The sequence below is a fragment of the Acetitomaculum ruminis DSM 5522 genome, assembly GCF_900112085.1.
GTDB lineage: Bacteria > Bacillota > Clostridia > Lachnospirales > Lachnospiraceae > Acetitomaculum > Acetitomaculum ruminis.
Genome location: NZ_FOJY01000002.1, coordinates 172807 through 193913 on the forward strand (window position 1 = coordinate 172807; position 21107 = coordinate 193913).

Below are 21107 nucleotides of genomic sequence, written 5' to 3' on the forward strand. Positions count from 1 at the left end.
ATTAGAAATTTAATAAATTAACGATTACTCCACCAATCTGTACAAATAATGGTGCAAATACAAGTGAAACAATTGTCATAAGCTTAATAAGAATATTGATTGAAGGTCCTGATGTATCTTTGAATGGATCACCAACTGTATCTCCAACTACGGCAGCTTTATGAGCATCACTACCTTTTCCGCCATGAGCTCCACCTTCGATATATTTCTTAGCATTGTCCCAAGCTCCACCAGCATTAGACATGAAGATAGCCATAAGTACACCTGTTACCAAAGAACCTCCAAGAAGTCCACCAAGTGCTTCTGTACCAAGTAATACACCAACAAGAATTGGTGAAATAACTGCCATGATACCAGGAACAAGCATTTCTTTTAAGGAAGCCTGTGTTGAAATACCGATACATGATTTATAATCAGGTCTTACTTTTCCTTCGAGAATTCCAGGAATTTCTCTAAACTGACGTCTTACTTCTTCAATCATCTTGTAAGCAGCTTTAGATACAGATTCCATTGTCATTGCTGAGAAAAGGAATGTAAGCATACCACCAATAAATAAACCAACAACAGTTAAAGGATTAAGAATATTAATTCCTTCTTTATCAATTCCAACTGCCTGAGCGTAAGATACGAAAAGAGCTAAAGCTGTAAGAGCTGCAGATCCAATAGCGAATCCCTTACCCATAGCAGCAGTTGTGTTACCTACTGAGTCAAGTCTGTCTGTGATATCACGTACAGATTCATCAAGTTCTGCCATCTCTGCAATACCACCGGCATTATCTGCAATAGGACCATAGCAGTCAACTGCTACAGTGATACCAAGTGTTGAAAGCATTCCAATAGCTGAAAGTGCAATACCATAAAGTCCGTTTGTAGCATATGCAATAATGATAGCAACACAGATAAGAAGTAATGGCCAAGCTGTTGAACGCATTCCTACTGCAAGTCCACTAATAATTGTAGTAGCAGAACCTGTTTCTGACTGCTCAGCAATTTTCTTAACAGAAGCATAAGCATCTGAAGTATAAACTTCTGTGATAATACCAATGATAACACCAACAACAAGACCTGCTATTACAGCTATAGCAGCGTTCATATTTGAGAAATACATCTGTGAAAATACAATCGCAGCAACTACAACAAGTACTGATGCTGTGTATGTACCTGTCTTAAGAGCCTTATGAGGATCTCCACCCTCTTTACCTCTTACAAAGAAAGTACCAATAATAGCTGATAAAATACCTGCTGCTGTAAGTGAAAGTGGGAATAATACTCCGGCACTTTCAACAACTCCAGGAATAGAAATTCCTAATGTTAAAGCTGATACTAATGAACCAACAAATGATTCAAAAAGGTCAGCACCCATTCCGGCAACGTCTCCAACATTATCACCAACATTATCAGCGATTGTAGCAGGGTTTCTTGGATCGTCTTCAGGAATACCTGCTTCTACTTTACCAACAAGGTCAGCTCCAACGTCAGCTGCTTTAGTATAAATACCACCACCAACACGGGCAAATAAAGCAATTGATGAAGCACCAAGGCTAAAACCTGTAAGAATGGATGTGTCTTTAAATATGATGTAAATCATACTTACACCAAAAATACCAAGACCGGCAACACACATACCCATTACACCACCGCCTGAAAAAGCTATTGAAAGAGCTTTGTTCATACCGCTTTCTCTTGCAGCATTTGCTGTTCTGACATTAGCTTTAACAGCTGTGCTCATTCCTGCATATCCGGCAATTGTTGAAAATGCAGCACCAACAAGGAAGCAAACTGCTGTAATCCAGTTTCCGATTCCAAATCCAATTGCTAAAAATACAATAGCTATAAAAATCACAAGCATCTTGTATTCGGAGATTAAGAATGCATGAGCACCCTCACTGATTGCTGATGCAATCTCGCGCATTCTGTCAGTACCATCTGACTGTTTGTTTACTTTTAAAGCAAGAAAAACAGCGAATAACAGAGCGCACACACCCATAGCAGGTGCTAAATAAATCATCTGTTCCATTTTTGAATTATCCTCCCTCCGGCCAATTAGCCTGATAAAATGAAAAATTTTTGCTTAAATGTTCTAATCCTTCTGCCTTAAGATTAGACATTATTTTCTTTGTAAACCGAATTTATCGATTTTACTCACAAAGCTTATTATATATTTTTTATGGTAGCTATGTCAATAAGTGTTAAGGATTGATTTGCATTTTCTAAACTTGTAAGCAGTGCATCTGCCGTATCTAATGCAGTTATACAATTAACACCTGTTTCTATTGCATTTCTTCTTATTAAAAAGCCGTCTCGATTTTTATCTCTTCCCTGTGTAGGTGTATCAATAACCAAATCTATCTTATGACCCAAAATCAAGTCAAGGATATTTGGTGATTCCTGGGATACTTTATTTACTTTATGCGCATTTACACCGTTTTCCTGTAAAACTTTTGCAGTACTTCTTGTGGCAAAAATTTTATATCCCAAAGCTTCAAATCTCTTACCTATTTCAATAATATCCGGTTTGTCCGAATCTTTTACCGTAATAATTATCTGTTTATGTTTTGGAAGATCAATTCCGGCTCCTATAAATGCTTTGTACAATGCCTCGTCAAAAGTTTTTCCTATTCCTAAGACTTCACCTGTTGATTTCATCTCAGGTCCAAGACTTATTTCTGCTCCTCTGATTTTTTCGAAGGAGAAAACAGGCATTTTTATAGCAATGTAATCTGCCTGTGGCGCAAGTCCTGTAGGATATCCCAAGTCTTTTAAGGTATTTCCCAGAATTACTTTTGTAGCAAGTTTTACAATCGGTATTCCGGTAACTTTTGAAATATAAGGCACAGTACGGCTTGAGCGAGGATTTACCTCTATTACATACACTTCTTCATCACTGACAATGAACTGTATATTAATGAGTCCTTTTACATGAAGAGAACGGGCAAGTTTTCTTGTATATTCCGTAATTACCCTGACAACCTTAGGACTAAGGCTTTGTGCCGGATAAACCGAAATACTGTCACCTGAATGAATTCCGGCTCTTTCCACATGTTCCATTATACCGGGAATAAGAATGTCTTCACCATCACATACTGCATCAACTTCTATTTCTTTTCCGTTTAAATATTTATCTACGAGAATCGGATGCTCTTGGGCTATTCTATTGATTATTCCTATAAATTCATCCACATCCTGGTCTGAAATTGCAATTTGCATTCCCTGACCACCTAAAACATATGAAGGTCGAACCAGCACAGGATAACCTAATTCATTTGCAGCTTTTTTTGCTTCTTCAGCTGTAAAAACTGTTCTTCCCTGCGGTCTTGGAATACAACACTCTTCAAGTATTTCATCAAAAAGTTCTCTGTCTTCTGCTGCATCAACATCTTTAGCACTGGTTCCAAGGATGTTCACGCCCATTTTCATAAGACTTTCTGTAAGCTTTATGGCTGTCTGTCCACCAAACTGAACTACTGCTCCATCCGGTTTTTCGAGATTTACAATATTTTCAACATCTTCCGGTGTAAGGGGCTCAAAGTAAAGTTTATCTGCAATGTCAAAGTCAGTACTTACAGTTTCAGGGTTATTATTAATTATTATTGTTTCATATCCCTCTTCTGAAAAAGCCCAGGTTGAATGTACGGAACAATAATCAAATTCTATACCCTGACCAATTCTGATAGGACCGGAACCAAGAACAAGAATTTTCTTTTTCTGACTTTTACCATCTGCTTCATTTTCGCTGCCAAAACATGAATAATAATACGGTGTCTGAGCTTCAAACTCTGCTGCACAGGTATCAACCATTTTAAATGCTGCAATTATATTGTTTTCGTATCTTAATTCCTTGATTTCATCTTGAGTTTTACCTGTAAGCATGGCAATAACATTGTCCGGAAATTCCATTTTCTTTGCATCTAAAAGAAGTTCTTTTGTAAGTTCTTCTTCTTTCAAACGCTTTTCCATTTTTACAATATTATTAATTTTACTGATAAACCACTTATCAATTTTTGTAAGTTCATTTATTTTTTCAAAAGAAACTCCATTTCGTAAAGCCTGAGCAATCGCAAAAATTCTTTGGTCATCCACCCTGCTCATTTTTCTAAACAGTTCATCTTCGTCAAGACCTGAAAAATCAACGGATAACAAGCTGTCCACATGTTGTTCCATGGAACGAAGAGCCTTCATAAATGCACCTTCAAAATTTGTGCAGATACTCATAACCTCACCTGTTGCCTGCATCTGAGTAGTCAAGACTCTTTTAGCTGTAAGGAACTTGTCAAATGGAAGTCTTGGAATTTTTACAACGCAATAATCAAGCATTGGTTCAAAACTTGCATAGGTTTTTCCGGTAACGGCATTTTTAATTTCATCAAGATTATAGCCTAAAGCAATCTTTGCAGCCACCTTGGCAATAGGATAACCTGTGGCTTTTGAAGCAAGAGCTGATGAACGACTAACCCTTGGGTTTACTTCTATTACGCAATACTCAAAACTGTTCGGATTAAGAGCAAACTGAACATTACAACCGCCTGTAATTTCCAGTTCATCAATAATATTTAAAGCAGCACTTCTAAGCATTTGATGGTCTTTATCACTTAATGTCTGGGAAGGTGCTACTACTATACTGTCTCCTGTATGTATTCCCACAGGGTCAAGATTTTCCATATTACAAACAGTTATGCAGGTACCGTTTCCGTCACGCATTACTTCGTATTCAATCTCTTTCCAGCCGGCAATGCATCTTTCAACTAAAACCTGTCCAACACGGCTAAGTCTTAAGCCATTAGCAAGAATTTCTTCTAATTCAAGCTGATTATGTGCAATACCGCCACCGCTTCCGCCTAAGGTATAAGCCGGTCTTAAAACTACCGGATAACCTATTTTATTGGCAAAAACAATTCCGTCTTCTAAATTTTCAACTACCAGTGAAGCAGCTACAGGCTCACCTATTTTTTCCATGGTATTTTTAAATTCAAGTCTGTCTTCTGCTTTTTTTATGGTAAGAGCTGTTGTACCTATAAGTTTTACATTATGAGTTTTTAAAAACCCTGATTCATCCAATGCCATAGCAAGATTAAGTCCTGCCTGGCCTCCTAAAGTCGGAAGAATACTGTCCGGTTTTTCTTTTTCAATAAGTGCTTCTAACACTTTTACTGTAAGAGGCTCAATGTAAACTTTATCTGCTATATCTTTATCTGTCATAATGGTGGCAGGATTTGAATTTAGAAGTATTACCTCAACGCCTTCCTCTTTTAATGAACGGCATGCCTGGGTTCCGGCATAGTCAAATTCTGCTGCCTGACCAATAACTATCGGGCCGGAGCCTATAACAAGTACTTTTTTTATCTCAGGATTTCTAGGCATTATTTATTTCCTCCCATCATTTTGATAAATTTATCAAATAAGTAACCTGAATCATGTGGTCCGGGTGATGCTTCCGGATGAAATTGAACGGTATATATGTTTTTTCCAATATATTTAATACCCTCATTTGTATTATCATTAACATTAACAAAGGCTGGAACCGCTTTTTCGCTGTCCATTTTTTCTACATCAACGACATATCCGTGATTTTGTGAACTGATATAAACCTTTCCTGTTTCAAGATCTTTTACAGGATGATTTCCGCCTCTGTGTCCATATTTAAGCTTATGTGTATCAGCACCCTGTGAAAGAGCCATCAACTGATGTCCTAAACATATGGCAAATATAGGTATATCTGAATCATATAATTGTTTAATTTCTTCAATAATCGTGGTACATTCCTTGGGATCTCCAGGGCCATTAGAAAGCATAATTCCATCCGGTTTGGATGCCAGAATCTCTTTTGCTTTTGTGAATGCAGGATAAACTGTAACCTCACAGTCTCTGTCATTTAAACTTTTTGCAATATTCTTTTTTGCTCCAAAATCCATAAGAGCTACTTTATATCCATTTCCTTTAAGAGTATATTTTTCTTTACATGTAACTTTTTCAACAACTTTAGAAGGTGAATAAGCTTTTAATTTAGGAATTATCTCATTTATATCATAATTTTCATCATATGTAAGAATTCCATTCATTGTTCCCTTATCTCTTAAAAGCTTTGTCAAAGCTCTTGTATCAATTCCTGAAATACCGGGAATATCATATTTTAAAAGGAAATCCTGAATACTCATTTCAGTTCTGAAATTACTGTCTAATTCAGATAATTCTCTTACAATAAATGCATCCGGCCATGCCTTTTCTGATTCTATATCCTCAAGACAAACTCCATAATTACCTATCAAAGGATACGTCATAACCACTGCCTGGCCTGCATAGGAAGGGTCAGTCAAGACTTCTAAATAACCTGTCATGGATGTATTAAATACTATCTCGCTAACAGCTTCTTTTTTTGCACCAATGCTTTCACCTTGAAATACTGAACCATCTTCTAATATTAGAAAAGCTTTCATTTTACCACCTTGTACCTTTCTGATTTTTTTCAAAAAAAAAAGAGTAACTCTTTTTAACAAAACAAAATTGCATTAATATGCATATATATAACAAAAAAATATATTATTGCATAATTATAAAATGCGTTCTTCTTTTCTAATTTCAATAGTCTACCATAAATCATTTCAATTTTCAACATAATATTAAATTAAATAATTCCTATCATTCCCAATAAATTTATTCATCATTAAAAAAATCTTAATATAATCCTTAATTGTTCTTAACGCTTTTTTCTGTTTTGCATGTTAATATAATTGTCAACCAGAAGAAATAATTAACTACTGTTAGCGGATTTCGGGGCAAACAGCCTATCTGTTACAGGACTTTTATATAATGGCATTTTTGAAAGGAGTAAGAAATGAGCAAATATGATTACTACGGAAACGACAGAAAAATCAGTGTTTTTAATAAAATAATAATTATTATAGCAGCTGTTTCGCTGATATGTGCCGGTGTTCTTAGCGTATCAAGTCTTAAAGCCAGCACCAGTGATTCAAGCTTAAGTGTTGAGCAAACCATACAACAATTAGACAATGAAAACGAATAATTATTATCCCCACCCTAAAAGATATTTACATCTCAAATAGAGAAATATCCCTATGGGTGGGGAGTTTTTTATGATTATCTATCGCTTTTATTAATTGATTCTATGGCGACATTTCCGCCACGAACTATTTCTATTGTTTTAAATTCCTTCTTTAATAATTTAATAAGATCATTATTTAATGATTCCGTCAAAACACATTCTAAAATAACACTGTCACAGCCCATATCCACTGGATTAACATCAAATACTTTTGCTATCTGGAATACTTTGTTCATTTTAACATCATCTAAATGATTTATTTTCGCATAGAGAATTTCCTTCATATGAACAGCAGCACCACTTTCCATATCAATTACTTTTATTACTTCAACCATGCGATTTAACTGTTTCTTTATCTGCTCATAGGTAATATCATCTGCGTCAACACTAATAGTCATACGGGAAACGGTTTCATCTTCTGTTTCACCCACAGTCAGGGTTTGAAGGTTATATGATTTTGCTGAAAAAAGACCTGAAACCTTGGCCAGTACACCCACCTGATTTTCAACATATAATGACATCCATCTCTTTTTTAAATCACTCATCCTGCTATCCTCCTATATACCTTTTGGTGAAAGAATCATTTCACTTATAGGGTTTCCCCCTTTAACCATTGGCATAACCAGCTCATCTGTATCAATGATAAATTCTATTATGGTCGGTGCATCTTTATAACTTCTTGCCTCATTAAATGCCCCTTCAATCTCAGATGCATCTGTAACTCTTAATCCATGAGCACCGTAGCTTTCAGCCAGTTTTACAAAATCAGGAGAATATTGAGCACACTCTTTATTCGGTCCCTTACATTTATCCGGGCAGCTCTTTCTTCGCCTTAAGCAGGTAATCTCATATCTCTTTCCATAAAACAACTGCTGAAACTGTCTAACCATTCCTAAAAAGCTGTTATTTAAAATACAGATAATTACCGGTGTTTCATTTAAAACAGCAGTCGCCATTTCCTGAAGATTCATCTGAAATCCACCATCACCGCTTATACATATTACGGTTTTATCCGGATTTCCAAGTTTTGCACCTATGGAAGCCGGAAATCCATATCCCATTGTTCCAAGGCCTCCTGATTGAAGCATCATTCTTTTTTCATTTATCTCAAGATATTGAGTAGCCCACATTTGGTGCTGTCCAACATCTAATACCGCAATATATTCCTCAAACATTTCATTGATTTTTTCCATAATCATCTGAGGTGAAAGACCTTTATCTCTTCGCATTTCAAGAGGTACTTCCTCGTGCCAGTTGTTTATTCTGTCGAGCCATTCCTGTTTTCCAACTTTTGTACACCATTCATTTATCTTATCCAGGGCATTTTTGGCATCGGATACTATTGGAATATCTACCTTTACATTTCTTGATATAGCTGAAGAGTCAATATCAATATGTATAATTGTGGCATTTGGCGCAAATTCATTTAAATCTCCTGTAATTCTGTCATTAAATCTGGTACCTATTGAAAATAATACATCTGACTCACTTATAGCCTTATTTCCTGCATAGCAGCCGTGCATACCTACATTTCCAACAAATAAAGGATGTGCCGTTGGAATTGCTCCCCTACCCATTACAGTAGTTATAACGGGAATATTGGTAATTTCCGCAAATCTTTGTAATGCAAAATTCGCACCTGAAATATTGATGCCGCCTCCAGCAAGGATAAGTGGTTTTTTCGCGTTTTTAAGAGTTCTCCAGGCTCTTTTTAACTGTCCTACATGGGCATTTGTGTTAGGTTTATAGCCTCTGATTTCTATTTTTTTAGGCAAATCCGGTGAACCTTTTGCAAGCTGAATATCTTTAGGAAGATCAATAACTACTGGTCCCGGTTTTCCGCTTCTTGCAATATAAAACGCCTCTTTAATTATTCTGCCCAAATCTTCCCTGTTTTTAACTGTAACACCATATTTGCAAATACCTCTGGTTATTCCAATAATATCTACCTCCTGAAAGGCATCATTACCAATAAGACCTGTTGATACCTGTCCAGTAAAGCATACCAAAGGTATAGAGTCATAGTTTGCAGTTGCTATACCCGTTACAAGATTTGTAGCACCTGGGCCACTGGTAACCAGACAAACACCTACTTTTCCGGTGCTTCTGGCATATCCGTCAGCGGCATGAATCAGCCCCTGCTCATGCCTTGGTAAGATAACTTCAATGTCATCTTGTTTATAAAGTTCATCCAAAAGATCGGTTATATATCCTCCGGGATAACCAAAAATGGTATCTACTCCCTCACTTAAAAGAGCATTTACAAATAATTTAGTTCCTGATATCTGCATTTGTTCTTCCTCCTAAATAAATATTTCTCACTAACCAGATGTAATTATTATTTTTTGCCTTGTAAAGCGGACATTCTTAAATCCGCTTCGCTACTTCCTCATGAACGCAGTGGCACTTTGTGCCACCTGTCAGAAGGGGCTTTAACCCCTTCTGACACTAATAAGCTTATACCCCCGCTTAAAGCTTACGCTTTTGAAGCGGGGGATTGCTTACACTGCGTTCAAAAAAATCTTTGCTATAATCATTTTACATTATCAAATAAAGATTATTGTCAGCAAATTTATTTAGCAATTTATCACTTTAATACTCTACATCGTTTTGGGCAAAAAAAATTTAACCCTTGCTAAATAAAAAACCTAGACAGAAAATCTATTCTGTCTAGGGCGAATAATCATTATCCGTGGTACCACCTAAATTCCCTTAAAAAGGGCTCTCATCTGACACAGAAATCAATCGATGTCATATCCATATAACGGTGGAAACCGGTGAAATCTAATTAGCCAATGCTGTTCAATCCACGGCTCAGAGACTACCTTCCATACCTTATCGCTAAAGACTTTCACCAAACATCCTCTCTCTGTAAACTGACTCTGATATGTAATCCTTCTCATCACTGCCTTTAAATATTGTAGCTATTATAACTGTTTTAATTTTTAATTGTCAAGAGATTTTTTTGTTTCGTCATATATTTCCTGAAAAGAAGCTCCAGTCATAATTGATGCGTCTCTTACACTATTATATTCAGGATAATTTTTGACAATATCCTGGTAAGAACACTGTTTAACCTGAATTGTTCCATATTTTGTTGAAGTTCTAATGTTTTTCCTGTTCATTATCACTCTGTTTATAGGATACATGCGAACACCGATAGAGGTGGTCTCTCTGAATATTACATTTACAAGAGCATCAACATTTTTATAATCACATATTACTTCAAGTTTGTATGCAGGTCTTGATTTTTTCATAAATATCGGAGTATAAAAAGCATCTCTTGCTCCGCTATATATGAGTTTCTCCATGGCATAACCCAGTACTTCACCACTGCTGTCGTCTATATTGGTCTCAATAACCCATATATCCTCTGCACTGCTATGAGTAACTTTAACAGGCTGTTCCTGTAAGGACAACTCGTCTCCTCTTACCTGTTTTTCTTCACCTTCTTCTTCTATCAGTTCAATTACCCTTATAGGAAATTTAATATAAAACTCCTGAGTCGCAATGGAATTTCTTATAACTGTACTACAAATTGGATAATCCACGCTGGTAGATATAAGATCTGCCAGCATTAATGCCTTGAAGGATACTGCAGAATCTTTTCTTTGAGTTATGTTGTAATTAACATTCTTTAACTGTTTTGAAACTATTAGTGATAATGTCTCAGGAATCATTTTGAGACGGTCATTTTCGCCTATTACAAATGTTCCATCATTTATGGATGAAAACATAACCTTCTCGTGTTCATTTTTTTCAAGAACCATCAATATTGCCAAAACATAGATCTTATCCATCACAGTTAAATCTTTACCGTTTTCGTGCACTTCATAACATTTTTCTATTAATTCTTCCACTTTAGAGGTGTATTCCAAATACATTTCTTTTACAGACCTTGACACAAAGGTTTCGTCTAATAAATCATCCACATTAAAATCTTTGTTAAATTCAGCTTTAATAAAACCATCACAAATACTTAAAGTAAGGCCCTCATGCATCTCCAATATCTCTATCATAAATTCAATCTGTTTTGAATTCATCTGATAAAGACCGTTAAAAATACCTGATAATGAAATACCTCTGCTACAATCAAAGTATAAAACTTTTCTTCCCATGTTTTACCCCTTTTTCAATATATTTATACCAAACCTAATACCCTTACCAAATAAATGAAAAATGTAAGTGTCACCGAAGATATCAATGTAGTTAATACCACTACACTGGCTGTTAATTCACCATTATTTCCCATATTTTTTGCCATAATATAACAAGATGGTGTAGCCGGTGAAGATAACATAATCACAAATGTCACCAGTTCCTCATTTCTATAGCCTAAAAAAACCGCTATGGGCAAAAATATTATTGTAAGAATAACCAGTTTTGTTGTTACCGCCCAGATAACAGGCTTTATATTTTCCAATGTAGCATTTAAGGAAAAACTTGCTCCTAAAATGACTACTGCCAAAGGTGTTGCCATATTAGCCACACTTGAAACCGCTTTTGTTAATATATGAGGAAAATGTATTCCTGATACAGATATAAGACTACCTGCTAATATCGATAACAATATCGGATTTTTTGCGATATTTATTAGAGACCTGAGAACTATATCTTTAAATTTAAAGTCGGAATTTCCATCTATTAGCCTGCCTTCGCTGTCCTTATTCCCCTCTACAGTTAGAATAATTACTGCCATAATATTATAAATTGGGACAGCGCCAAGAATCATTAATGGTGCTGTTTTTGAAGCACCATAGATATTTTGCATAAAGGCCACTCCCATAACAGCAGCACTGCTTCTATAGGAAACCTGAGTGAAAGCACCGACTAAGGATTTATTTTTTATGAATATTCTGGCTAAAAACCATACCCCGATAATGCTGACAAAGGTAACTGCAGCACAAAGAATTATAAAATAAAGATCTTTTCCTATATTAAAATCAGTATTTGCCATGTCCCTTAATAAAAGACATGGCAAAGTAACTTTAAAATTAAATTTATTACCGCTATCTATAAATTCATCTGTAAGCATCCCCGTTTTTTTTAAAAACATGCCTAAAACCATGACTATAAATACCGGTATTGTTGCATTGATGCTATATATAAAACTATCCATTTCTCTTTACATACTTCCTAAAGGTATAAACTATGCTAAAATAAGTCCCCTCTTCACTTTCTGACTCTAAAGTCCACGAGGTATCCTTATCAAGATTTGGAAAATATCTATCTGCATCAAATTCTTTGTCAATTTTTGTCACATAGGCTGTATCACATTTATCAATTAGCTGATCATAAACCTTTGCGCCACCTATTACATAAACATTATCACTGTCATATTCTTTTAAAGTTTCCATAAGTTCGTCTATGGAATGAACTACAATTGCCCCCTCAACCTTATAATCCTGGCGGGTGGTAAGAATAATATTTGTTCTGTCAGGCAAAGGCTTTGAATTTTTAAAACTTTCAAGAGTTTTTCTTCCCAATACTACAACATTTCCTGTAGTCATTTTTTTAAAAAATCTCATATCCTCCGGAATGCTCACCAGTAATTCATTGTTTTTTCCGATTCCCCAGTTTTTATCTGCTGCAACTATTAATTTCATTTCAGTCACCCCTTATATTTTTAATTATACATTTTTTTGACGATTAAACTGCAACAGGAATGTTTTTAACCTGGGCATGTGTTTTATAATTAATAAGTTTTACATCATCTACCGTAAAGTCATAAAAGTCTTTGATTTCAGGATTAATCCAGAATTCAGGAGCTTCTAAAGGTTCTCTTTTAATCAGTTCTTTTATGATAGGAACATGTCTGTCATAAATATGAGCATCTGCAATCACATGAACAAATTCTCCTACTTTCATACCACAAACCTGAGCAAGCATATGGGTAAGCACCGCATATTGAACCACATTCCAATTATTTGCCGTTAAAATATCATTAGAACGCTGATTTAAAATTGAGTTAAGTATAAGACCACCGTCTTCTTTATCAGCTGTAACATTAAAAGTCATGCTGTAGGCACACGGGTAAAGATTCATCAAATGAAGATCTTCGTGGCAATATATATTTGTCATAATACGCCTGCTGTAAGGATTGTTTTTCAGATCATAAATTACTCTGTCTATCTGGTCAAACCAACCTTCTTTATAACGGCTTTTTTTACCAATCTGGTAACCATAAGCCGTTCCGATACTGCCTTTTTCATCTGCCCACTCATCCCAGATATGACTGTTTAAATCTTTAATGTTGTTGGATTTTTTCTGCCAAATCCATAATATTTCATCAACACAGTTTTTAAAACCTGTAGGTCTTAAAGTCAATGCAGGAAATTCCTTACTAAGATCATATCTGTTTACCACTCCAAAATTCTTAATGGTATAGGCGGGTTCATTCGTATCCTCCCATATCGGACGCACCTTTTCTCCCTTTGTATCTGTACCGTTTTCTAGAATTGATGTACACATATTTATAAATACTTCATCTGCGTAACTCATTTTTCATTCCCTTTCGTAATTCAAATCATAAAAAATGTCTTCCTCCCGCCTAATAAACGGAATCTGAACTATTATACTTTTATATTATTTTATATAGTTTGGATTATAAAAATCTCCACTTTTCCCACCTTTTTTTGATTCTAAATGAATATCACTTATTTCCATTGTTTTATCGATGGCCTTGCACATATCATAAATTGTTAAAAGCGCAACGCTTACTCCTGTAAGAGCTTCCATCTCTACACCTGTTTTTCCAGATGTTTTTGCAACACAAACAGCATAAATTTCTTTATTTTCCTTATCCAATTCAAAATCAACAGAGCATTTGGAAATAAATAAAGGATGACACATAGGAATCAGATGTGAAGTCTGCTTTACAGCCATTATTCCTGCAACTCTTGCAACGCCCAAAACATCACCTTTTTCAACTTTATTATCAAGAACAGCCGCCATTACCTTGTCATTAACCTTTATTTTACCTTTGGCTACTGCAATCCTGTCAGTTATTTTTTTTTCAGAGACATCTACCATTATAGCATTTCCCTGCTCATCAAAATGTGTTAATTTTTCTTCCATTTCTTACTTTTCTCTCCTTCTTTTCGATTTTATAAATCTGTTTTCTAACAATTACTTCATCACACATACATCTTTAATATATTTTTGTAATACTCTCATAAGTTCTTTTACATCTATAGGTTTTGAAATATGATAATTCATACCGTTTTCCAGCGATTTTATCCTATCCTCATCAAATGCATTAGCAGTCATTGCAACGATAGGAATCTGAGTATAACCATTATCTTTTTCAAACTGCCTTATGGCTCTTGCAGCCTTATATCCGTTTAATTTAGGCATTTGAATGTCCATAAAAATAATGGAATAATAATCCTGAGGTTTGTTAACAAATTTTTCTATGGATTCTTCGCCATTTAAAGCCACATCAACCATTGCACCTGTACTTTCCAACAGATTTTTTGCAATTTCAATGTTTAACTCATTATCCTCTGCCAACAGAATATTAATACCCTTAAGATCCGGTATTTGAACCTTTCCCATTTCCTCCGGCAGGTATTCAATTTCTTCGTATTGACCCTGAGCAATCTTAAATACCAAAAGTACTTCAAACTCGGAACCTTTGTTTTTCTCACTTCTGACTTTTAATTTTCCACCCATTATATCAACCAGATGTTTGGTTATGGACAAACCTAAACCACTTCCTTCGTTTTTGATGGCATTAGGATTTTCCCCTCTCTCAAAAGGTTCAAATATTTTTTCAATATCTTCAGGATTTATTCCTATACCTGTATCCTTGACTATAAATCTGTAACTGGCTAAATCCTTTATCTTTTCTTTGTCCTGAATAACAATTAAGCTCACAGTGCCATTTTCATGGGTAAATTTCACAGCATTTCCCAAAAGATTTATAAGAATTTGATTAACTCTTAAATTATCACCTATAACCATTTCATCAGTAACCTGATCAACATTAGCTTTAATACTTATGTTCTTCTGACTGGCCTGGGTAAGTATTGCATCTATGCTGTTAAAAGCTATCTGCTTTATATTAAATGTGTCTGAATGTAATACCATTCTTCCACTTTCTATTTTTGACATATCTAATATATCATTTATAAGTTTAAGTAAATGTTTTGATTGAACGGAAATCTTTTCCAGAGCATCCTTAACTTTTTCCTCGTTATTAAGATTCATAAGTGCAATATCAGTTATTCCCATAATTCCATTCATAGGAGTCCTTATATCATGGGACATGTTGGAAAGAAAGTCTGTTTTAGCCTTATTTGCCCTTGTAGCTGCATTTAAGGCATCTTCTAAAAGTTTCTTTTGTTCTGCCCTTTCAGACCTTTCCTTGTCTAAAACTCTTGTCATACATACAACTATTTTTTCTTTTAAATATAAACCTGTTAAAAACACACAGGTATATTCAATCCAATGCTGACTTCCATCTTCATAGCATACACAAAATTCTTTTTTAAGTTCATCTGTTTCCTCGTTATAGAGTTTAACCAGATTATCAATATCAAACATATTGTCAAAAATGTCTTTTTGATCATCTATTATATATTCTCTTGAGATTTCTTTAAGAAAACTATAATCACCTTTATTCTTAACATTATCCTTCAAGTCAAAACTTGAATTAATAATGGTGTATTCTTTTTTTCTAAGGTTTAATAATACTATGGAGGCATATGACTTTGCAATAGTTGTAAGCATTGCATATCTTTCCATATTCCTGATATTTTCTTTTAATTTTCTTTCCCAGACACTTTTTGTAACATCCACAAAATAAATCTGAAAAACCGGCTCCCCAAAGTAGTTTCTGGTGTATATTATGGAACCTGTTATCCAACGATTTTTGCCTTTTATACTTCTAATCTTTAACTTAAAATCATGGGAATTCAGCACAGCTTCCGTTGAAATAATTTCAAGATTGTGAATTATTTTATCTATTTCATCCTCAAAAATAAAAGAAAAAGCTGATTTTTGTCCTAAAAGAATGTCTGCATCATTATGATCAATTTCCAGACTATCTAAAGCATTAATATTTATTTTTTTAATAATCGGATTGTCAAAATCTGTTGAAATCTGTACAAAACCGATTGGTAAGGCATTATAAATTAAATCAAGAAAATTATCGTGAAATTCCTTAATTTGTGAAATGTATTTTTGAGAATCTATTCTTGCGATATAACTTGAAAACAGATTTGCAAATCTCAATGCTAACTCACATATTGACTCCGTGAATACATAATCACCAACCATTTCTATATTGAAAGCACCATAAAATAAGCCTCCTTCTAACATAGCTACATTTAAGCTTATCATTTTGGATGAAAATTCGTATTCACCAGCATTAACCACATATCCTCTATCATTGAATCTGTCTCTCATTTCTTCATAGGTTTGCTCTTTCAGAGCAAATACCTGACCTTCCAGATTCTCCACATCTGTAGAACTAGAGCAATATCTGAATTTAAAATGATTTTCCTCATCCACAAATGTAGTAATGGAAACTCTTGAAAAATCGAATTTTTGCCTAAAGCTGGTAATTAAAGCTTTTAAAGTTCTATCTATATCAAAGGTATTTTCAAGACTTACAGTGCATTCTCTTAAAAAAGCCACCATCTCTTTTTTCATAATAAGATTAGGATCAAATGCACGCTCAAATCCCTCCATACCATACACATATCTTGCAAGAAAAGAAGCTAAGAATCTAATGGCTTCTATTTCGGTTTTACCATATTCAAAGTCACGAAACTGACCAAAAATAACTGCCCCTTTAAGATGCTTTTTATAATAAATTCCTGTATGCAATACACTATCACCATCCGGTGTTCCCATTACATGCCTTCTAGAATAGCCTAAATTGGCGTAATCCATGCCAATATCTCTTATGTTTTCCTGTGTTATCGTCAATGGAAGATCTACAAATGCTCTTTTATTTTCCCGTGACCATTCTGCTATTACAACATAATCTTTTGTATCAGCAACAATTGAGCTGACAAAAACCTGGTCAATTTTCAATGTTTTTGCCACCTCTTTTAAAAACTTGTTCAAACTTAATTTTAAATCGATTTCCTTTTTACTGGTTTCTTTGATAAAATTAAAAATGCATTTTTCTAAAATATCCATTGGTAATAAAATCCTTTCTGGAAATTAATCACAATTGATAAAAAGCCGGCATATTCTCCCATTCAAAGTATCATTTCCCGATAGTTCTTCATATGCACTACTTTTTTCACAATCCCCGCAAACATCAACGCCTGTTACATTTTTGTCATCCATAATTTTTTTTATTAAAAAAGAAAAGCCGTCAAACCTGATTTTTCCCTGATCCCAATTGACTATCACTTCTTCTTTTGAAAAAACATCTTTGTCAATTGAAAAATATATATTTTCACATTTTTCTTTTCGTATGTCTTTAATGATATTTTCCATTGTCACTTCATCATTTACAATATCTTCATTTACAAATACTATTTTTTTAAGGTAATCATTATCTTCTTCAAAGCATTGCTTCATCAAATCTTTTCTTACACCAATGATAAATACTTTTTTTATGAATTTGTTGCTTTGCAAAGCCACATCCAGCCATCCACCACAGGAAAGAATATCTCCAAAAGCCGGTTTTTGCATGTCCGGATGATGGTCAAAGACCACAAGAATTGTTTCCTTTTTTATCTTATCCAAAAATAATTTTGACATATAATGATAATTTCCGGAATCAAAAAACCTTATTGTTTCAGAAATATCTCCTAAAATATCTTCAATTTTTTCTTTGGCAGTCTGGTCAAGATAACAATTAGTTCCCTCTATTTCAGTAAAATCATAATATTTATAATTATACTTTTTATAAAAGTTTTGAAGCTTATACATTCCGTTAAAGTCAATAATTGATAATTCATTCATTACTTTTAATAATTCTTTCCAAAGTCTTTGCCCTTATGTCCCAACTGTCTCTGATTATAGTCTTCTCATAAGCAGTATAAGCTATTTCCTGTCTTTTATCATCATCTTTTAATAAATCATTTATCAAATCCGGAATTATTCCAATATTTTCTAGAGAATAAAACATTATATCTTTTTTATCCTCAAACTCTTTTCTTAAGAAAATACTGTCATCGCTTATACTTATGGCTCCATTTAACATAGAATTGTAAATTCTGTCATGAGCACCATTTTTAAACCAAGGCATTACATTTAACGATAACTTGCTGTCAGCAATCCTTAAAAGACAGGTAAAAGAGTTTTTAAAACCATGTTCAATAATATTTTCAGGATGTTTACAATGTATGGCATCAAAGCCTTTTCCGATTATATGTAACTTATACCCTGCATCAACTATGGCTGCCACAGCTTTTTCTCTTTCATAAAATCTTACATAGAGATCTATAAAAATCATATTTTTCATAACATCCCGCATCTCATCCATGGAAACCTCGCCTATTTCTCTAAGGACATGTTCTTCTATTACATCCTCTAAGACTTTTTGAGGATTAGATAAAAGGTCATCTATTATTCCATGATAAAATCTAGTGTAATCATCCCCATTTCTTTCTATATATTTATCAAAAGTATCCGGATGAGTAAAGTTACCTGTAAATATTATATCAGTATCTCTATCTTTTTGGGAAAGAAAAGGAAATTTTTTAGAATGTTCTTCATCATATCTGATGTCTGTACCTCCAAGGGGTAAAAAATAATCAGAATCTATATGAGGAAAATATTTTTTCATATATTTTTGATGGAAAAGATCTATATTAATGTGATGATAGTCTTTTGGGGCAATTTTCAGATAATCGTGATAATAAAAAGGATGGTCCACCACAATATTATAAACGGGAATTTTATTAATATCAAAAAAACTTCCGTCATTTTCGTCATAAAGAAACTCTTCTCCCGCTATACCATTAAAGTTAAAGCTTATGGCTATTGTTTCACCATTTTCGATAAATGATGTGAGTTTAGACATGGAACCTTGAATATTTTGTAAATTCACAAAAAAAGTGTCATATCCCATCAGCTCAAATGCTTTTGATAATTGTAACGAAAAAAACTCCTGTGATTCCACTGCCCCTCTAAAAAAAATAATCTTTTTCATAATCCTCCCATACTTGCAAAAAGCCGAGACCTTATCAGGCCTCGACATCAATCATTATTTTGTATCTTTTATTATTTCTTTATTGTGATAAATATAATCTACAAGAGATACAATAGTTAGAATCAATGACAAATATATTAAAACCTGTTCAAGATAATAATAATATACATTGCTAAAATCCAATATTAATACCAGTATCATAATCATCTGACATACAGTTTTAAGCTTTCCCCATATGCCTGCTGCAATAACAACTCCATTGTCAGCTGCAATAAGTCTGAATCCGCTTATTATAAACTCTCTGCTTACAATTATAATCAGAATCCATGAAGGAAATTTTCCCATATCCATAAGACAAATCATAGCAGAAATAACCAATAACTTATCCGCTAATGGATCCATAAATTTTCCAAAATCAGTAACCAGATTATATTTTCTTGCTATCTTACCATCTAACAAATCCGTTAAACTGGCTACAACAAATACTGCAAACGCTGCATACTTGCTATATTCTCCAAAGCAATTTGACAACATAAAAATCACAAAAAATGGTACGAGAACAACTCTGAAGGTTGTTAATTTATTGGGTAAATTCATTATAATATCTCTCCTGTTAAATCATATTCGCTAGAACCTGTTACTCTGGCTTTTACAAAGTCACCGGACAATAGTTCTCTGTCGTTATTTAAAAATATATACCCATCTACATCAGGAGCATCTTTATAGGTTCTTCCAACATAAACATTTTCATCCGGAAGTCTTCCTTCTATTAAAACTTTTAATTCTTCTCCTACACATCTGTCAGCATTGTCAAAAGCTATCTGTTGCTGTAAGCTCATAAGCTCATCAAGTCGTCTTTCCTTAATTTCATCAGATACCTGGTCTTTAAACTCTGCTGCAGGAGTATCTTCCTCTCTTGAGTAGGCAAAAACTCCCAGTCTGTCAAATTCCAATGTATCGATAAAATCCATAAGTCCCTTATGCTCTTCTTCTGTTTCTCCTGGAAATCCAGTGATAAGGGTGGTTCTGATACATATATCAGGTATTTCTTTTCTTAATTTTTCTACTACTTCTACCAAATCTTTTCTGGAAGTTCGTCTTCCCATTTTCTTTAAAATTCTGTCCTCTGAATGCTGAATTGGCATGTCAATATAATGACATACCTTAGGAAGGGTTTTTATCGCCTGAATAAGCTCATCTGTAATTTCCTCAGGATAACAATAAAGAAGTCTTATCCATTCTAAATCCTCAATTTTATTTAATTCTTCCAGTAATTTGGGAAGTAGTTTCTTCTGGTATAAATCTGTCCCATATAAAGTAGTTTCCTGAGCAACTAAAATAAGCTCTTTTACTCCGCTTTTAACAAGATCATTGGCTTCCCTTAAAATGTCTTCCATGGGAACACTTTTATATTTTCCTTTTATGGATGGAATGATGCAGTAGGTACAGTGCTTATCACATCCTTCTGCGATTTTTAAATAAGCATAATAACCACCTGTAGTAAGAATCCTTGATGAAGAAAAGTCTATTTCTTCATCCTCAGGATTTCTGAATATTTCAACATTTTTTCCTTTTAATGCATCTTTTACGGCATCTACTATAAGCTCAAATGAGCCCGTTCCCAGGCACACATCAACTTCTGGAATTTCTTTTCGTATTTCCTCACGGTATCTCTGGGCAAGACATCCCACAGCCGCAAGTATTTTACATTTTCCATTTTTATAGGCAGCCGCCTCTAAAATTCCATCTATGCTTTCGCTTTTTGCATCATCAATAAAGCAACAAGTATTTACCACTATTACTTCTGCATCCTCCGGACTCTGGCACAAGCTAAAGCCTTCCTTTGATAAAAGACCCAGCATTTTCTCAGAATCCACTAAATTTTTATCACATCCATAGGACATAAAAAATATGTTCATACTATTCTCC

At 34.2% G+C, this 21107-nt stretch carries 16 protein-coding genes and 1 other annotated feature; of the genes, 1 reads left to right on the forward strand and 15 read right to left on the reverse strand.

The window, feature by feature from the left end; translation table 11 throughout:
• Position 1 precedes the first annotated feature (1 nt).
• The 3 genes from BM153_RS01945 to BM153_RS01955 form a co-directional block, all read right to left on the reverse strand.
• Positions 2 to 2017 carry a sodium-translocating pyrophosphatase gene (locus BM153_RS01945; protein WP_092870205.1) on the reverse strand — a complete coding sequence of 672 codons (2016 nt, stop codon included), beginning with the start codon at positions 2015 to 2017 and terminating at the stop codon, positions 2 to 4.
• Positions 2018 to 2154: 137 nt separating this feature from the next.
• Positions 2155 to 5358, reverse strand: coding sequence for a carbamoyl-phosphate synthase large subunit (gene carB / locus BM153_RS01950; protein WP_092870207.1), 3204 nt, complete (start codon positions 5356 to 5358; stop codon positions 2155 to 2157).
• Entirely contained in the window at positions 5358 to 6431 is a 1074-nt protein-coding gene (locus tag BM153_RS01955; RefSeq protein ID WP_092870209.1) for a carbamoyl phosphate synthase small subunit, read from the reverse strand. The genes carB and BM153_RS01955 overlap by 1 nt, the downstream gene beginning before the upstream one ends.
• Positions 6432 to 6829: 398 nt before the next feature.
• Here BM153_RS01955 and BM153_RS01960 point away from each other — a divergent pair, with 398 nt between their 5' ends.
• Positions 6830 to 7018 (forward strand): hypothetical protein, encoded by a 189-nt coding sequence (locus BM153_RS01960; RefSeq protein WP_092870211.1) that lies wholly within the window; start codon positions 6830 to 6832, stop codon positions 7016 to 7018.
• Between the two features lie 74 nt (positions 7019 to 7092).
• On the opposite strand, the gene ilvN is transcribed toward BM153_RS01960, so the two are convergent.
• The 12 genes from ilvN to rimO form a co-directional block, all read right to left on the reverse strand.
• Entirely contained in the window at positions 7093 to 7602 is a 510-nt protein-coding gene (ilvN, locus tag BM153_RS01965; RefSeq protein ID WP_092870213.1) for an acetolactate synthase small subunit, read from the reverse strand.
• 12 nt (positions 7603 to 7614) lie between these two features.
• Complete coding sequence (gene ilvB, locus BM153_RS01970; protein ID WP_092870215.1) at positions 7615 to 9348, reverse strand: biosynthetic-type acetolactate synthase large subunit; 1734 nt, start codon at positions 9346 to 9348, stop codon at positions 7615 to 7617.
• Positions 9349 to 9725: 377 nt separating this feature from the next.
• Positions 9726 to 9972, reverse strand: a binding site (T-box leader).
• A gap of 30 nt (positions 9973 to 10002) precedes the next feature.
• Entirely contained in the window at positions 10003 to 11175 is a 1173-nt protein-coding gene (larC2, locus tag BM153_RS01975; protein ID WP_092870217.1) for a nickel pincer cofactor biosynthesis protein LarC2, read from the reverse strand.
• 23 nt (positions 11176 to 11198) lie between these two features.
• Positions 11199 to 12176, reverse strand: coding sequence for an AEC family transporter (locus BM153_RS01980; protein ID WP_092870219.1), 978 nt, complete (start codon positions 12174 to 12176; stop codon positions 11199 to 11201).
• Positions 12169 to 12663, reverse strand: coding sequence for a dihydrofolate reductase (locus BM153_RS01985; protein ID WP_092870221.1), 495 nt, complete (start codon positions 12661 to 12663; stop codon positions 12169 to 12171). Before BM153_RS01985 ends, BM153_RS01980 begins: the two co-directional genes overlap by 8 nt.
• A 43-nt stretch (positions 12664 to 12706) precedes the next feature.
• Complete coding sequence (gene thyA / locus BM153_RS01990; RefSeq protein WP_092870223.1) at positions 12707 to 13558, reverse strand: thymidylate synthase; 852 nt, start codon at positions 13556 to 13558, stop codon at positions 12707 to 12709.
• Between the two features lie 84 nt (positions 13559 to 13642).
• Positions 13643 to 14134 carry a cyclic pyranopterin monophosphate synthase MoaC gene (moaC, locus tag BM153_RS01995; RefSeq protein ID WP_092870225.1) on the reverse strand — a complete coding sequence of 164 codons (492 nt, stop codon included), beginning with the start codon at positions 14132 to 14134 and terminating at the stop codon, positions 13643 to 13645.
• A gap of 51 nt (positions 14135 to 14185) precedes the next feature.
• Entirely contained in the window at positions 14186 to 17209 is a 3024-nt protein-coding gene (locus BM153_RS02000) for a hybrid sensor histidine kinase/response regulator (protein ID WP_092870227.1), read from the reverse strand.
• A gap of 24 nt (positions 17210 to 17233) precedes the next feature.
• Positions 17234 to 17986, reverse strand: coding sequence for an arginase family protein (locus tag BM153_RS02005; RefSeq protein ID WP_092870229.1), 753 nt, complete (start codon positions 17984 to 17986; stop codon positions 17234 to 17236).
• A complete protein-coding gene (locus BM153_RS02010; RefSeq protein ID WP_177205534.1) occupies positions 17979 to 19178 on the reverse strand; it encodes a glycosyltransferase family protein in 1200 nt (399 codons plus the stop codon). Before BM153_RS02010 ends, BM153_RS02005 begins: the two co-directional genes overlap by 8 nt.
• Before the next feature lie 54 nt (positions 19179 to 19232).
• Positions 19233 to 19775 (reverse strand): CDP-diacylglycerol--glycerol-3-phosphate 3-phosphatidyltransferase, encoded by a 543-nt coding sequence (gene pgsA, locus BM153_RS02015; RefSeq protein WP_092870233.1) that lies wholly within the window; start codon positions 19773 to 19775, stop codon positions 19233 to 19235.
• On the reverse strand, positions 19775 to 21097 hold the full coding sequence (gene rimO / locus BM153_RS02020; protein ID WP_092870235.1) for a 30S ribosomal protein S12 methylthiotransferase RimO: 1323 nt from the start codon (positions 21095 to 21097) through the stop codon (positions 19775 to 19777). The genes pgsA and rimO overlap by 1 nt, the downstream gene beginning before the upstream one ends.
• Between the last annotated feature and the right edge of the window lie 10 nt (positions 21098 to 21107).

Excerpts from the sequence above, each read along its gene's own strand:
- BM153_RS01945 (WP_092870205.1), bottom strand. The coding sequence starts at position 2,017 with ATGGAACAGATGATTTATTTAGCACCTGCTATGGGTGTGTGCGCTCTG.
- carB (WP_092870207.1), bottom strand. The coding sequence starts at position 5,358 with ATGCCTAGAAATCCTGAGATAAAAAAAGTACTTGTTATAGGCTCCGGC.
- BM153_RS01955 (WP_092870209.1), bottom strand. The coding sequence starts at position 6,431 with ATGAAAGCTTTTCTAATATTAGAAGATGGTTCAGTATTTCAAGGTGAA.
- BM153_RS01960 (WP_092870211.1), top strand. The coding sequence starts at position 6,830 with ATGAGCAAATATGATTACTACGGAAACGACAGAAAAATCAGTGTTTTT.
- ilvN (WP_092870213.1), bottom strand. The coding sequence starts at position 7,602 with ATGAGTGATTTAAAAAAGAGATGGATGTCATTATATGTTGAAAATCAG.
- ilvB (WP_092870215.1), bottom strand. The coding sequence starts at position 9,348 with ATGCAGATATCAGGAACTAAATTATTTGTAAATGCTCTTTTAAGTGAG.
- larC2 (WP_092870217.1), bottom strand. The coding sequence starts at position 11,175 with ATGGGAAGAAAAGTTTTATACTTTGATTGTAGCAGAGGTATTTCATTA.
- BM153_RS01980 (WP_092870219.1), bottom strand. The coding sequence starts at position 12,176 with ATGGATAGTTTTATATATAGCATCAATGCAACAATACCGGTATTTATA.
- BM153_RS01985 (WP_092870221.1), bottom strand. The coding sequence starts at position 12,663 with ATGAAATTAATAGTTGCAGCAGATAAAAACTGGGGAATCGGAAAAAAC.
- thyA (WP_092870223.1), bottom strand. The coding sequence starts at position 13,558 with ATGAGTTACGCAGATGAAGTATTTATAAATATGTGTACATCAATTCTA.
- moaC (WP_092870225.1), bottom strand. The coding sequence starts at position 14,134 with ATGGAAGAAAAATTAACACATTTTGATGAGCAGGGAAATGCTATAATG.
- BM153_RS02000 (WP_092870227.1), bottom strand. The coding sequence starts at position 17,209 with ATGGATATTTTAGAAAAATGCATTTTTAATTTTATCAAAGAAACCAGT.
- BM153_RS02005 (WP_092870229.1), bottom strand. The coding sequence starts at position 17,986 with ATGAATGAATTATCAATTATTGACTTTAACGGAATGTATAAGCTTCAA.
- BM153_RS02010 (WP_177205534.1), bottom strand. The coding sequence starts at position 19,178 with ATGAAAAAGATTATTTTTTTTAGAGGGGCAGTGGAATCACAGGAGTTT.
- pgsA (WP_092870233.1), bottom strand. The coding sequence starts at position 19,775 with ATGAATTTACCCAATAAATTAACAACCTTCAGAGTTGTTCTCGTACCA.
- rimO (WP_092870235.1), bottom strand. The coding sequence starts at position 21,097 with ATGAACATATTTTTTATGTCCTATGGATGTGATAAAAATTTAGTGGAT.